This window comes from Aeromicrobium sp. SP1 (genome assembly GCF_055663785.1).
In genome coordinates, this window is record NZ_JBQVVK010000001.1 from 2277894 (window position 1) to 2292157 (window position 14264).

A 14264-nucleotide genomic window follows, 5' to 3' on the forward strand; every position below is an offset into this window, starting at 1 on the left:
TTCCCTTCTGGGCGGACGTCACGAGGCGACTCCCTCGGACGACATGATCTGGTCGGCACCGTCCTCGAGCAGCTCCTGCGCGAGCCGGGCCCCGAGGGCGGCGGCATCGGCGGGAGTGCCGGAGGCGGACCGACGAATGGCGGGTGCGCCGGAGATGTCTCCGACGACGGCGCGCAGCCAGAGTTCGTCTCCGTCGTCCCCCCAGACGACGTCGGCGAGTGCTCCGACGGGTGCGCTGCATCCTGCCTCGAGGGTGGCGAGGAGGGTGCGCTCTGCCGTGACGGCGGCCCGGGTGTCGGGGTCGTCGAGCACGGAGAGGAGGCGAGCGGTCGCGACGTCGTCGGCGCGGCACTCGCAGGCGAGGGCTCCCTGTCCGGGAGCCGGAAGCATCTGGATCGGGTCGATGACCTCGGTGGCCTCGTCGGCGCGGCCGAGACGCAGCAGGCCGGCGCGCGCGAGGATCACGGCGTCGACCTCGCCGGTGGCGACCTTGCCGATCCGGGTGTCGACGTTGCCGCGGATCGCGACTGGCTCGACGCCCAGACCGAGGGCGTTGAGCTGGCTGACCCGGCGGGGGCTGCCGGTGCCGACGCGGGCGTCGCGCGGCAGCTCACCCAGGGTGAGGCCGTCGCGGGCCACCAGCACGTCGCGCGGGTCCTCGCGCTGCGGGATCGCGGCGAGCAGCAGGCGCGGGTCGGGCGCGGTCGGCAGGTCCTTGAGGGAGTGCACGGCCACGTCGACCGTGCCCGCGACGAGCGCCTCACGGACGGCCGCGACGAACACGCCGGTGCCACCGAAGTCGGTCAGCGGGGCCGAGGAGCGATCGCCCTCGGTGGAGATCTCGACGAGCTCGACCTCGACCCCGTGCGCTGCGCGCAGCCGGTCGGCGACGTGCCCGGACTGGGTCGTGGCCAGCAGGCTGGCACGGGTGCCGATCCTGATCACCATCAGGCCTCGCCTCCCCGATCGGGCTGCGTGACGGCGCTGACGGCGGCCGGATCGAGCTGGAACAGGTGCGCGAGGGCATCGGCGTACGTGAGGTTCTCGGGACCCTCGACGAGTTCCTTGACCCGGACGGTCGGCTGGTGGATGAGCTTCTCGGCCACCCGGTGCAAAGCCCGGCGGACCTCCTCGAGCTGCGCCTCGTCGAGGCCGCTCAGGCGCGTCTCGAGGCGGCCGACCTCGGCGGCGACGACCTCCGTGGCCATGCTGCGCAGGGCCTTGACGGTGGGCGTGACCTTGGCCTGGACGCGGCCGGACAGGAAGGCGTTGACCTCGGACTCGACGATCCCGCGGACCAGCTCGACGTCCTCGGCGACGGAGGCTCCCGAGGCGCGCTCGGCGAGCACCTCGAGGTCGATCACGGTGACGCCCGGCAGGTCGCGCACGTCGGCGGCGACGTCGCGAGGCAGGGCCAGGTCGATGACGGTGAGCGCACGCCCGGCGACCTCGGTCGCGCGGGCGATCCGGTCACGGTCGAACACCACGCCGGCGGCGCCCGTGCACGTGATGAGCACGTCGGCGGCGGCCAGCTCGACGTCGAGCGACTCCCACCGGACGGCGCTGACGCCGTAGCCGGCGACGAGCTCGAAGGCGCGCTGGAAGGTGCGGTTCGCGACCCAGATCCGGCTGGGCTCGACGCCCTGCTCGATCAGGGTGCGCACGGCGAGCAGGCTCATCGTGCCCGCGCCGGCGACGAGGAAGCGCGCCTGCGGGTCGATCGCGCTGCCCGCGGCGTCGAACGCGGCGGTGACGATGGAGGGGGCGAGCTGGTCGATCCCGGTCTCGGCGTGACCGCGCTTGCCGATCCGCAGCGCCTGCTGGAACAGGGCGTTCAGGCTCGTGCCGACGGTCGACTCGGCCTGCGCACGATGCAGGGCCTCGCGCACCTGGCCGAGGATCTGGCTCTCGCCCAGGATCATCGAGTCCAGGCCCGCGGCGACCCGGAAGAGATGGGCGACCGCAGCCTCGTCGTAGTGGACGTAGACGTGCGGGAGCAGCGCGTCGCGGCGCAGCCCGGCGTGGTCGGCCAGCAGCTGGGCGACCTCCTCGACCGAGCCGTGGAAGCGCTCGGCCTCGACGTAGACCTCGACGCGGTTGCACGTGGAGATCACGGCCGACTCACTGACGGCGGCGACGTCGAGCGCGTGGTGGGACAGCTTGACGGCGGCATCGGTGTCCAGCGCGACCTGCTCGAGCAGGTCGACGGGGGCGGAGCGGTGGGACAGGCCCACGACCAGGACGCTCATGCCATCGCCCCCGCCTCGGCCGCACCGGCGCGGCGATGGGCGTGGTAGCCGAGGATCTGCAGCTCGGCGGCGACGTCGACCTGGCGGAGGTCGACCCCTTCGGGGACCTTGAGCGCGGTCGGCGCGAAGTTCAGGATGCTCTCGATCCCCGCGGCCACGAGGGCGTCGGCGACCTCCTGCGCGGCAGCCGGCGGGGTGGCGATGATCGCGAGGGACACGTCGTGCTCACGCACGACGGCGGCCAGGTCGGCGATCGCGCGGACCTGGTTGCCGCCGACCTCCGTGCCGACGAGGGCCGGGTCGGCGTCGACGACGGCCGCGACCTTGACGCCACGCGCGGCGAATCCCTGGTAGGCCGCCAGCGCGCTGCCGAGGTGGCCGGCGCCGACGATGACGACGGGCCACGGCTGCGTCTGCCCGACGACGTGGGCGATGCGGCCGGCGAGGAAGGTGACCTCGTAGCCGACGCCGCGGGTGCCGTAGGAGCCGAGGTGGGACAGGTCCTTGCGCACGATCGCGGAGTTGACTCCGGCCGCCGTGGCGAGATGCTCCGACGAGCACACGCCGGTTCCCTGCTCGGCGAGCTCGTCGAGTGCCCGCAGATAGAGCGGTAGCCGGGCGACGGTCGCGTCGGGGATCCCGGCCGGGCTGCGAAGAATGGTCACGATGCTCCTACGCCGCGGAATTTCGGCCCATTCGGGCGACGGCGCGCCGACAGTCTAAGAGTTTGGGAACGCTTTCACAAAATCGAGAGACGCGCCCCACGGCCCGCGATACCGGACCGCCTCCGTGATCAGCGTCCGAGCCGCGTCCTGACCTCGCGCCGCACGCGTCCGGCGGCGCGCCGAGCCAGGCTCCGTCGCGGCGATGGTGCGTCGGCAGGCTTCGTCGCTCCTCCGGCCTGGTCGCGGTAGCCCGCGCGCGCCCAGTTGTGCTTGAACTCGGGATTCGGCACCCGCCAGTCGGGGCCGTACTGCGATTCCAGGTACGTCTCCGGTGCGGCGGGCAGCGGGACGTCGACGCCGAACACCGACCCGGTCGACGCCGGGAACACGTCGCCGCGCTTCAGCGCCTTGCGCGGGCCGGGGTACCAGGACACCTCGTCGCCGTCGAAGAGCCCGACGAACACGTCGATCTTCTTTCCTCGGACGGGAGACTTCACGTGGCGATGGGCGAAGAAGTCGCCCGTCACCGTGTAGCCGAGCTTCGTGAGGTGCTCGGCGAGCAGGTCGAGGGCGGCCGGCAGGTCCGCCGCCTCGGTCGGCTCGAAGGAGACGATCAGGTCCAGGTCGTCGTCGTGCGGGATCAGGTCGTTCTCGCGCACGACGGCGAGCGCGGCGCCGAAGCCGAAGCAGACGTTCGGGGTCAGCGTGGCGACATCGCGGGCGACATCGGCCGCGTAGAGCACGTAGTCCCGCTTCTCCTCGAAGCTCCAGAACCGGAAGGAGCGGTGGATGCCGTGGGCGGTCCACTCGCGCCGCCGCGCCGTGAGCAGGCCGAGATTCGCGGCTCGGCGCAGGGCCGCCAGACGTTCCACGGGGACTCTGGGCCGGCGCTCCTTGAGACCCTGACGGGCGTCCCCGTACCTACCGGCCACGGCGGCCAGGATCTCGTCGGACAGGAACGCCAGTTCCGGATCATCGGGACGGTGCGTCGTGAGCTCCTCGGCGCGGGCTGCTCGCCACGTCGCGAAGCCGGCAAGGCTCTCGAAGATCGGGGTCCGCACCCCGTCGCCGGTCAGGACCGAGACCGAGATCCCGGACAGCAGGTGGCCCTCGCTGCCCACGACGTTGGCCAGCACGACCCCCGTCGCGGTCACCGGCTCGGTCCAGGTCAGCTCGAGCCACGCGCCTTCGCCCGGATCGGGCACCGCGGTCCGGGCCACCACCGACGGTGTCGGCGCGATCAGGCTCGCGGGGTCGGGCACGTCGGCGCCGTTCCACCCGTGCGACGAGAGCGTGACGTGCTCGGGGAGTGGTTGCTCACCGACGATGCGCACGCCCGAGAGCGCAATCGGGCGGCGCGCACGCTGCTCGACCCGGATGCCCACGATCGGACCCGTCGACGGCTCGACCGGAATCTGGTGCTCGCCGCCCGATTCCAACAGCGCGATCTCGGGAAACGCCGCACGCACCAGGCGCAGCGTCTCCTCGAGGACCGCGAGGGCGTCGCCGTCGACCTCGCTCATACGCGGGTCAGCAGATCACGGGCGACGAACGCATCGTCGTCCTTGTACTTGGCGAAGCCGAATCCCTGCACCTCGTAGTCGACCCGGAACCCGTGGGTCACGGCATGGGCGTGGAAGTCGGCGGGGCGGACGAATCGCCGGTAGTGGGCGCCGGTCACCTTCGTACCCGAGATGTCACGATCCGTGCGGTATTCCAGGGCAAGGCGATCGCCCGGTCGGGTCACGGCCGCAGCGAGCTCGAGCAGGGCCCGCTCCTCGGCGTCGGTGACGGCATGCAGGAAGAAGCGGGCGTAGACGACCGTCTTCGCCTCGCTCGTACCGATCCGCTCGGCCAGGTCGGACGCGTCGATCGGTGAGGCGGTGAACGTGGCGTCGAGCCCGCGCTCGCGTGCCAGGTCCGAGCACAGGGCGACCGCCTGGTCCGACTGGTCGACGCCGATCACGCGATGTCCGTACGTGGCGAAGAAGAGCGCGTCACGCCCAGAACCCGAGCCGAGCTCGACGATGCGCGTCCCGTCCTCGATCTCGCCGGCCACGAAGGTCGCGAACTGCGACGGCAACTGCAGCGTCGCTCCCGCAGCCCCGTAGTAGGAGTTCCAATACGTGGACCGGTCGTCCGCGGTCGTGGTCGGGTTCATGTGCTCTTCTTCCATTTCTGTGGGTCACGATGTGCTCGTACGAGCGGCCGCCGCAGGTCAGTCTCCTCGCGTTCCCCTCGACCGACGCGCTCGGCTCGCCGTGGCGGTGGTCCGCATGCCGGTCGACGCGGCCGCGTGGTCCTGCGAGATCTCGACCGAGTCCACGCAGCAGATCCGGTGGTCGGTCGGCCTCAACCACCAGCGGGCTGTCGCCTGGTACGTCGATGGTGCCGCAGGGCGTGGCCGGGTCTGGGTATTTCTGGCTCGAGACCGGGGTGAGTCCACCACGGGGTCGATGACGCCCGCCGCAGTACGACCCCGCGCCGTGTGCGCGTCATCCGGTGATGACCCGCGCACGCAGGCGCTGCCGAGGGCTCCGTGGAGCCGTCTCGCGCGGAGACGAGGGACCGATCATGTCGAGTAGGTTAGTCGACATGGTGTCCTGACCGACCGGGGTCCAGCGCTCGGGCAGTTCGGGACTCAGCGGCCGAGGGCGGCGCGCAGGCGGTCGGGATCGACCCGCCAGAAGTCGTGCTGGTGCCCGTCGACGAACGTCACGGGCACCTCGTCGGTGAATCGCGCTCGCAGCACCTCGTCGGTGTCGACGTCGACCCGGACCCAGTCGTCGCCGGTCTCGGCCACGATCGCGGCCACGGTCGCTTCCGCCGCCTCACACAGGTGACAGCCGGCGCGCGAGTAGACGACGACGCGGGCGTCGGTGGCGTGCGGGACCATCGAGGTCACAGCAGCTCGGTCCGCGCGAGCGCGCGCAGACGGCCCTTGGCGACCTTGCCGGTCGGCGAGTGCGGCAGCGCCGCGACGACGAGGATCCTCGACGGCACCTTGAACCGGGCCAGCCGCTCGATCGCGAGGTCGTGGACGGCCGACTCGACGGCGGTCGCGTCGCCCTCGGGGTCCTCGGGCACGACGAACGCCACGACGGCCTCGCCCGTGCGCTCGTCGGGCACGCCGATCACCGCGACACCAGCGACGCCGGACGCCTCGGAGACGGCCTCCTCGACCTCCGACGGGTAGACGTTGAACCCCGAGACGTTGATCGTCTCGCGCAACCGGTCGACGAGGATCAGATCGCCCTGACCGTCGAGCAGGCCGATGTCGCCCGTCGCCCACCAGCCGTCCGCGTCCGGCCCGTCGGCGCCGTCGGGCCAGTACCCGGAGAAGAGGTTGGGGCCGCGGACCCAGATCTGGGCCGGATCGCCGGTGGCCGGTGGCTGGCCCAGCAGGTCGCGCATCGCGATCTCGACGCCCGGCAGGGCCCGGCCGACCGAGCCCGGCGTCGGCAGCTCGCCTTCCGCCCGGCCGTCGCCGATCGTCGTGGTCAGGACCGGTGCCGTCTCGGTCAGGCCGTAGCCCTGCTCGACGGGATGGCCGGACAGGGCATGGAACGCCTGGGCGAGATCGGGGTCGAGCGCCGAGGCGCCGGAGACGATGAGCCGGACTCCGGCGAGTGCCTCGCGCAGTCCGTCAAGGCCCGCCCACGCGGCGATGACCGGCGGTGCGACGGGCAGGTTCGTGATGCCGCGCGCCGCGACCTCGGCGAGCAGCACGCCCGGGTCGAACTCCTCGACCAGGACGACGGTCGCGCCGAGCCGCACCGACAGCGAGAGCACGCAGTTGAGCCCGTACACGTGGAACATCGGCAGCAGGCCCAGCACGACGTCGTCGGCGGTCGCGACGGGAGGCGAGTCGACCCGCAGGAGCTGGTCGAGGTCGGCGATGAGCGCCCGGTGGGTGAGCATCGCGCCGCGCGGCAGCCCGGTGGCGCCGGAGGTGAACAGGATGACCGCGAGGGCCTCGGTGTCGCGCGGGGCGATCGGCGGGGCCTCCGTCGCGCGCTCGAGCAGGGCGGCGAACCGCAGCTCGCCCTCCTGCGGGGCGGCGCGGACGACGACGATCGTCGAGTCGCCCGTCCGGGCCTCACGCACCTGGGTGATCGACTGCGCGTCGGCGACGACGAGCTTGGGCGAGCACGCCTCGACCATCCGCGAGATCTCGCGGGTCGTGGCGCGGGGGTTGATCGGCACGGCGACCATCCCGCCGCGCAGCACTCCGTAGTAGGCGACGGCCAGGTCGATCCCGTTGGCCATCACGAGGGCGACCCGCTGTCCGGCGAGGATTCCTCGGCCCAGCAGCGTCTGCGCGACACGGTCGGCCCACTGGTCGAATTCGGCCCACGTGACCTCACGTTCGGTGCGCGGCTCGATCAGGGCGATTCCGTCGGGGTCGCGGTGGGCGGCCTCCCGCAGATCGTCACTCACGTTGACGGTCATGTCTCCGAGTCAACCACACCGTGTCAGGCCGATTCGCCGTTACAGTGAAGCCCATGTCACCGGGGCGCGCCGCAGATCTGCCACGCAACCTGCAGTCTCGCTCGATCCTCGCCGGTCAGGCCGCTGCGGCCGCTGCCGAGGTCGAGCAGGCGCTCGAGCAGCCGCCGGATCCGACCGCCGCAGCGTTCTTCGACGTCGACAACACGATCATGCAGGGAGCGTCGATCTTCCTGCTCGCGCGCGGCCTGCACCAGCGCAAGTTCTTCACGACCCGCGACATCGCGCGGGCGGCGTGGCAGCAGGCGTACTTCAAGTACGTCGGCGTCGAGGACCCCGCGCACATCGAGAACGCGCGCAACTCCGCGCTCCAGTTCATCGCGGGCCACGAGGTCAGCGAGCTCGAGGAGATCGGCGAGGAGGTCTTCGACGAGTTCATGGCGGCCAAGATCTGGCCGGGCACCCGGGCGATGGCGCAGTGGCACCTCGATCGCGGCCAGCGGGTCTGGCTCATGACGGCGGCGCCCGTCGAGATCGCCGGCGTGATCGCGCGGCGGCTGGGGCTCACGGGTGGCCTGGGCACCGTGGCCGAGCACGTCGACGGCGTGTACACGGGACGCCTCGTCGGCGAGATGCTGCACGGCGAGGGCAAGTCGGTGGCCGTCAGGGCACTGGCCGAGGCCGAGGGCCTCGACCTCGAGCGCTGCTACGCCTACTCCGACTCGTCGAACGACATCCCGATGCTCTCGATGGTCGGCCACCCGTGCGCCGTCAACCCCGACGGCACCCTGCGGGCGCACGCCAAGGCCAACGGCTGGCTCATCCGCGACTACCGCACGGGGCGCAAGCTCGCCTCGGCCGTCACGAAGGCCGCAGCCGTCGCCGCCGTGGTCGCCGCCGCCTGGTACGTCGCCCGGCGCCTGCGGCGGCGCTGACGTCAGACCTGCGGCCTGCGGTGGTGCTCGGGCACGCCCATCCGGTCGTAGTCCTCGACGGCCAGCGGGGGCAGTGGCGCTGCCGCCGACTCCACGGCTGGCAGCACCATCGCGAGGTACCGGCGTCGGATCCGCTCGCTGGACAGCGGGCCCGTGAGGCCGAGCACGAGCATCCGCAGCAGCCAGAACAGGTCCGCGGGCTCGAGGTCGGCCCGCAGCACCCCCGCCTGCTGGCCGCGGCGCAGCAGGTCGACGAACGAGTCGCCCACGCCCTCCAGGGCCTCGTCGGTCGCCTGGTCGACGCCCATCGCCTCGAACAACGGGGCGTAGCGGCCGATCGCCTCGAGGAACTCGCCGGCGACCGTCAGCAGGTCGTCGCCCGGACGCGGCCGGACGATGGGACCGATCTCCTCGGCGAAGATCCGCGTGAAGGCGGCCGCCTCGAGGGTCGCCCGGTTCGGGAAGTGCCGATAGAGCGTCGCCACGCCGACGCCGGCGGCCTTCGCGACGCGCTCGAGCGACGGCGTCGCGTCCTGCGTCCAGAGCTGGCGCAGGGCCTCGACGATGCGCTCCGCATTCTCGACCGAGTCCCGCCGTGACATACCTCTCTCCTACCCTGCCTTGGCTCGTTGCGTGACCCATCCTACGATTTGAGAGTTGACTATCACTTATCGTGAGGAAATCTCGTGTCCACATTGCTCCACCGGCTCGGCAGGTCGGCGTTCGCCCATCCGTTCCGCTACCTCGGCGCGTGGTTCGTGCTGCTGGCCGTCATCATCGGCTCCCTCGCGATCAACGCACCCAAGGTGAGCAACGAGGTCACGATCAACGGCGTCGAGTCGATGCGGATCATCGAGCAGCTCGAGCAGGAGATGCCCGCCGCGGCCGGCGACTCCGGACAGATCATCTATCGCGCACCGGAGGGCTCGACGTTCTTCGACGAGACGCTCGCCGGTGCGGTCGCCCAGTCGGTGCAGTCGATCTACGCCAACGACGAGGTCGTCAACCCGGCCGAGCTGGCCGGCTCGTCGCAGGACCAGGCGGCACAGGAGCAGTCGGCAGCCATGGTGCAGGCAGCCGAGCAGGCCGCCGCGGCCGTGCAGGCGGGCCAGGAGCTCGACCAGCCGGTGCCGATGGCCGTGGACGGTCAGCTCGTGCCCGGCGTGACGCTTTCCGCCGACGGCAGCGTCGCGATGGTCCAGTTCCAGTTCAAGGGTCAGGTCATCGAGCTGCCGACCGGCGGCATCGAGGACCTTCTCGACGCGGCCAAGGAGCCCCTCGCGGGCACCGGTGTCGACGTGCTGCCCGGCGCGACCCTGCAGGAGGTGCCCGAGGTGGCCGGGGCCGGTGAGATCGTCGGCATCGCCATCGCCGCGGTCGTCCTGTTCATCGTGCTCGGCTCCGTCGTCGCCGCGGGACTGCCCCTCGCAACCGCGCTGCTCGGCGTCGGCGTGGGCGTCGGCGGTGCGTACGCCCTCGGCCACTTCTACGACCTCGGATCGATGAGCATCGTGCTCGGCCTCATGCTCGGCCTGGCCGTCGGCATCGACTACGCCCTGTTCATCGTCAACCGCCAGCGGCGCCTCATCATGCGCGAGGACCTGACGGCCCACGAGGCCGCCGCCCGCGCCGTCGGCACCGCCGGCAGCGCCGTGTTCTTCGCCGGCACGACCGTCATCATCGCGCTCGCCGCCCTCACCGTGATCGGCATCAGCCTGCTCACGACGATGGCGCTCATCGCCGCCGGCACCGTCGCGGTCTCGGTGCTCGTGGCGCTCACCGCGCTGCCGGCCCTGCTCGGCCTCGTCGGCGAGCGGATCGTCTCGCCGAAGGCCCGCGCGAAGTACCTCGAGAAGGCCGCGGACGGCCAGGACCACGCCACCGCGCGGCGCTGGGCGACGTTCATCTCGAAGAACCGCTGGTGGGCCGCCGGTGCGGTCGTCCTGACCACGCTCGTCGTCGCGATCCCGGCCATGGACATGCGGCTGGGCCTGCCCGCGGGCAACAACTACAACTCCGGCACGGACCAGCGCGAGTCCTACGAGGCGGTCAGCGACGCCTTCGGCGAGGGCCTGAACGGGCCGCTGCTCGTGGTGCTGTCCTCGCCGTCGGACCAGCCGGTCGACCAGCAGTCCGCGGGGGAGATCGTCGCGGACCTCGCGCAGACCGACGGCGTCGCCTCGGCCACCGCGGCCGGCATGAGCGAGGACGGCCGCACGGTGCTCGTCTCGGTGATCCCCGAGGGCGGCCCGACGTCGGAGTCGACCGAGGCCCTCGTGCACACCCTGCGCGACCAGGCCGACGGCTACTCGACGCAGTACGACATCGACCTGGGCGTGACCGGCCAGACCGCGATGGGCATCGACATCGCGCAGAAGATGTCCGACGTCATGCCGATCTACCTCGGCATCGTCGTACTGCTCTCGCTCGTGGTCCTGACGATCGTCTTCCGCTCGGTGATCGTGCCGGTCAAGGCGACCGTCGGCTTCCTGCTGACGATCCTGGCGACGATGGGCGCGACCACGGCCGTGTTCCAGTGGGGTTGGCTGAACGGACTGTTCGGGCTCGACTCGACCAGTCCGGTGATGGCGATGCTGCCGATCCTCGTGACCGGCATCGCGTACGGCCTGGCGATGGACTACCAGGTGTTCCTCGTGTCGTCGATGCGCGAGTCGTGGGTGCACGGCACGAAGGGGCGCGAGTCCGTGATCGACGGCTTCAGCCACTCGAGCCGCGTCGTCGTGGCGGCGGCGATCATCATGATCTCGGTCTTCGCCGGCTTCATCTTCAACGGCGATCCGATGATCAAGCAGATCGGCTTCGCGCTCGCGATCGCCATCGCGATCGACGCGTTCCTCGTCCGCATGACGCTCGTCCCGGCGCTCATGGCGATGTTCGGCGACCGCGCCTGGCGCCTGCCGGCCTGGCTCGACCGTCTCCTGCCCGACCTCGACATCGAGGGCGACCAGCTGCTCAAGCGCCTCGCGGAGAAGCAGGACGCGTGAGCCGCTGAGCGTGACGTTCGAGGGGCGGGATCAGCGCTGTCGCCCCGCGAACGTCACTGCCAGCGCTCTCGCCGGCTCAAATGAAGGGGTTGCCGCGCTCGACGAGAAGGTTGTAGAGCGTCTGCTGGATCGTCTCGCGGACCTGGTCGGTCACGTTGAACAGCAGCATCGGGTCGTCGGCGGCCTCGGGCGGGTACGCGTCGGTGCGGACGGGCTCGCCGAACTCGATGATCCACTTGCTCGGCAGCGGGATCAGGCCGAGCGGGCCCAGCAGCGGGAAGAACGGCGTGATCGGGATGTACGGGAGCCCGAACAGCCGCGCGAGCGACGGGATGTTGCCGACCAGCGGGTAGATCTCCTCCGCGCCGACGATCGAGACCGGCACGATCGGCACCTGCGCGCGCAACGCCGCCGAGACGAAGCCGCCGCGTCCGAAGCGCTGCAGCTTGTACCGCTCGCTGAACGGCTTGCCGACGCCCTTGAAGCCCTCGGGCCACACGGCCGCGAGCTCGCCTGAGGTCAGCAGCCGCTCGGCGTCCTCGGCGCAGGCCAGGGTGGCGCCCATCTTGCGGGCGATCTGCCCGACGTACGGCAACCGGAACACGAGGTCGGCGCCGAGCGGACGGATCGGGCGGCCCGTGTGCTTGCGCACCGCGTAGCCCGTGATCAGCCCGTCGACCGGGATCGTCCCGGAGTGGTTCGCGACGAGCAGGGCGCCGCCGTCAGTCGGGATGTTCTCGATGCCGCGGACCTGCAGGCGGAACCAGCCCTCCGCGAGCGGCTCGATGATGCTGGACATCGCGTCGAGCACCTCGGCGTCGAGGCCGAACTCGTCGACCTGGTACCCGCCGGAGAACCGGCGCAGCAGGACGCCGCCGATCTCGGTGAGCTTGGCCTGCCAGTCGGTGCCGAGCAGCCGTCGTGCTCCCTCGGCGAACGCCGCGGCGACGTCGTCCGGGTCGAGGGTGGTGGTGGCCTCCGGCGGCGGCTCGTCGTGCGTGGCACCGTCGTCGGGCACGGCGTGCAGGTGACGCTCGCGCTGTGGCTCGGACCGCGGCTCAGTGGTCTCGTCGACCGACTCGGGCGCCACCGGCTCGGCGACCTTCTCGGCCGCGACCTTCTTCGCGCTCGTCTTCTTGGCGGTGGTCTTCGTCGCGGTGGTCTTCTTCGCGCTCGCCGGCTTCGCCGGGGCCTTCTTCGCGACCGGCGTGGTCGCGGGCGGCTTGTTCGCGCTGGTCTTGGGGGCCGCGGCGGCCTTCGGGGCGGTCTTCTTCGCCGGGGCCTTCTTCGCCGGCGACTTCGCGGCGGGGCTGGCGAGCGACCGCGCGGCGCGCGACGGCGACGTCGAGCCGTTGCCGCGACCGGCCCGGCCGGACGTGCCGATGCCCTTGAGATCGTCCTTCATCGGGTGACCCCCAGGACGTGGAACAGACCCGGACGCAACGTCTCGGCGTACCACTCGAAGGTCTCCCGGGTCGTGTGCACCGGGCTGTAGCCGAAGATCGCGCGCAACGAGGTGGTGTCGAGGACGCGGCCGTACGTCAGCAGCCGGTGGACACCGGGCGTCAGGTCCGAGCCCATGAAGCTGGCGGCTCGGCGCAGCACCGAGCCGAAGCCGATGGGCGGCAACGGCAGCGTGGGCTTGCCCAGGATGCGGGCGGCCTGCGTGAGCATGAGGACGCCGTCCCCGGCGACGTTGAACGTGCCCGGGTGGTCGGCGGTGGCCGCCATCGCGAGGGCCGCGAAGGCGTCGTCGGGATGCAGCAGCTGCAGTCGCGCGTCGAATCCCATCGGCACGGGGAGCACCGGGTTGGCGAAGTACTGGCCGAGAACGGTCTGGAAGTGCGGCGAGAGCCACGGCGCCATCCGCAGCGTCGTGACGCACACGTCGGGGCGACGGCGGGCGAACCCGCGCGTGTAGGACTCGACCTCGACGACGTCCTTGCTGAATCCGGTCTTGGTGCCCCCACGCGCGGTGGCGGACTCCTTGAAGACCGCGGGATCGCGCGGCGAGGTGCCGTAGACGGCAGAACTCGAGGTCAGGACGAGCCGGCGAACGCTGTCGGAGCGCTGACAGGCCGCGAGGACCTGCATCGTGCCGATGACGTTGATCTCCTTGGAGGCGCTTCCGCCGGCACGAGGTCGGATCGGGGCGACGTCCATGTGGACGACGGTGTCGACGCCCTCGACCGCGAGAACCTTCGCGATGACGGGCGTGCGAATGTCGGCCCGCACGAACTTGACGGGACCGAGATCGTCGGAGGGCAGCGTGGTGTCGACGGCGACGACCTTGACGCCGTCAGACTCCGCTATCCGCCTCGCGGCGAGCGCCACGCCTGGCGTGGCCGCTCCCGTGACGAGGACGACCTCGGCCATGCGTCACTTGCCCAGACGACGACGCTGCACTCGCGTGCGCTTGAGCATCTTGCGGTGCTTCTTCTTCGACATCCGCTTGCGGCGCTTCTTGATGACAGAACCCACGACTCACCTTCGATCTGAACGACTCGGGACAGACCAACCCTAGGCGATCGCACCCAGCGCGCGCACACGTGGTCGAGAATGTGGGCGATCCGCCGCTCGGCCTGCCGTGGCAGGCCGAGCGAACGATCAACCGGCCTGGTAGAACGACTTGTTCAACAGGTCCTCGACCGCGTGCTCGGGCACTCGGAACGAACGCCCGACGCGCACGGCCTCGAGCTCTCCGGAGTGCACCAAGCGGTACACGGTCATCTTCGAGACACGAATTTGGTCCGCGACCTCGGCCACGGTCATGAAACGGGTTCCCTCTGTCATCTCCACACCCCATTCTCAGCAGGGGCACGCGCGCTCTCCGGCTTCCCCACCGGAGAGTGAGCGCGCGTGCTTGATGGAAGCGTAGTGGTCCGTGAGGCACGTGTGAATACGAAACGCCAAAACAAATTGACGAAATGCGTCGCAGGCCACGTTTTGCCTGCTAGCGGA

Annotated in this window: 14 protein-coding genes; 2 read left to right on the top strand and 12 right to left on the bottom strand. The window is 71.1% G+C overall.

Annotated elements, in window-relative coordinates; translation table 11 throughout:
* Positions 1–18 precede the first annotated feature (18 nt).
* The 7 genes from hemC to ACT26F_RS11290 form a co-directional block, all read right to left on the bottom strand.
* The gene (gene hemC / locus ACT26F_RS11260; RefSeq protein WP_471671681.1) at positions 19–951 is read right to left on the bottom strand and encodes a hydroxymethylbilane synthase; all 933 of its coding nucleotides are present in this window, start codon (positions 949–951) and stop codon (positions 19–21) included.
* Positions 948–2249, bottom strand: a complete 1302-nt coding sequence (locus tag ACT26F_RS11265; protein ID WP_471670625.1) for a glutamyl-tRNA reductase — start codon at positions 2247–2249, stop codon at positions 948–950. Before ACT26F_RS11265 ends, hemC begins: the two co-directional genes overlap by 4 nt.
* The gene (locus ACT26F_RS11270) at positions 2246–2914 is read right to left on the bottom strand and encodes a redox-sensing transcriptional repressor Rex (protein ID WP_471670626.1); all 669 of its coding nucleotides are present in this window, start codon (positions 2912–2914) and stop codon (positions 2246–2248) included. The genes ACT26F_RS11265 and ACT26F_RS11270 overlap by 4 nt, the downstream gene beginning before the upstream one ends.
* A 128-nt stretch (positions 2915–3042) precedes the next feature.
* Positions 3043–4437 (bottom strand): hypothetical protein, encoded by a 1395-nt coding sequence (locus tag ACT26F_RS11275; protein ID WP_471670627.1) that lies wholly within the window; start codon positions 4435–4437, stop codon positions 3043–3045.
* Positions 4434–5075, bottom strand: coding sequence for a class I SAM-dependent methyltransferase (locus ACT26F_RS11280; protein WP_471670628.1), 642 nt, complete (start codon positions 5073–5075; stop codon positions 4434–4436). Before ACT26F_RS11280 ends, ACT26F_RS11275 begins: the two co-directional genes overlap by 4 nt.
* Positions 5076–5555: 480 nt before the next feature.
* Positions 5556–5810 (bottom strand): glutaredoxin family protein, encoded by a 255-nt coding sequence (locus tag ACT26F_RS11285; RefSeq protein ID WP_471671682.1) that lies wholly within the window; start codon positions 5808–5810, stop codon positions 5556–5558.
* 5 nt (positions 5811–5815) lie between these two features.
* Positions 5816–7366, bottom strand: coding sequence for a class I adenylate-forming enzyme family protein (locus tag ACT26F_RS11290; RefSeq protein ID WP_471670629.1), 1551 nt, complete (start codon positions 7364–7366; stop codon positions 5816–5818).
* Positions 7367–7419: 53 nt separating this feature from the next.
* Here ACT26F_RS11290 and ACT26F_RS11295 point away from each other — a divergent pair, with 53 nt between their 5' ends.
* Positions 7420–8298, top strand: coding sequence for an HAD family hydrolase (locus tag ACT26F_RS11295; protein WP_471670630.1), 879 nt, complete (start codon positions 7420–7422; stop codon positions 8296–8298).
* Between the two features lie 2 nt (positions 8299–8300).
* Here ACT26F_RS11295 and ACT26F_RS11300 read toward each other — a convergent pair whose 3' ends face one another.
* Entirely contained in the window at positions 8301–8900 is a 600-nt protein-coding gene (locus ACT26F_RS11300) for a TetR/AcrR family transcriptional regulator (RefSeq protein WP_471670632.1), read from the bottom strand.
* A gap of 84 nt (positions 8901–8984) precedes the next feature.
* Between ACT26F_RS11300 and ACT26F_RS11305 the strand changes: the two genes are divergently transcribed.
* A complete protein-coding gene (locus ACT26F_RS11305) occupies positions 8985–11303 on the top strand; it encodes an MMPL family transporter (RefSeq protein WP_471670633.1) in 2319 nt (772 codons plus the stop codon).
* A gap of 76 nt (positions 11304–11379) precedes the next feature.
* Here ACT26F_RS11305 and ACT26F_RS11310 read toward each other — a convergent pair whose 3' ends face one another.
* The 4 genes from ACT26F_RS11310 to ACT26F_RS11325 form a co-directional block, all read right to left on the bottom strand.
* Positions 11380–12708, bottom strand: a complete 1329-nt coding sequence (locus ACT26F_RS11310) for a lysophospholipid acyltransferase family protein (RefSeq protein ID WP_471670634.1) — start codon at positions 12706–12708, stop codon at positions 11380–11382.
* The gene (locus ACT26F_RS11315) at positions 12705–13679 is read right to left on the bottom strand and encodes an NAD-dependent epimerase/dehydratase family protein (protein WP_471670635.1); all 975 of its coding nucleotides are present in this window, start codon (positions 13677–13679) and stop codon (positions 12705–12707) included. The genes ACT26F_RS11310 and ACT26F_RS11315 overlap by 4 nt, the downstream gene beginning before the upstream one ends.
* 3 nt (positions 13680–13682) lie before the next feature.
* On the bottom strand, positions 13683–13784 hold the full coding sequence (locus tag ACT26F_RS11320; RefSeq protein ID WP_019143756.1) for a 30S ribosomal protein bS22: 102 nt from the start codon (positions 13782–13784) through the stop codon (positions 13683–13685).
* A gap of 126 nt (positions 13785–13910) precedes the next feature.
* The gene (locus ACT26F_RS11325) at positions 13911–14096 is read right to left on the bottom strand and encodes a helix-turn-helix domain-containing protein (protein ID WP_471670636.1); all 186 of its coding nucleotides are present in this window, start codon (positions 14094–14096) and stop codon (positions 13911–13913) included.
* Positions 14097–14264 lie beyond the last annotated feature (168 nt).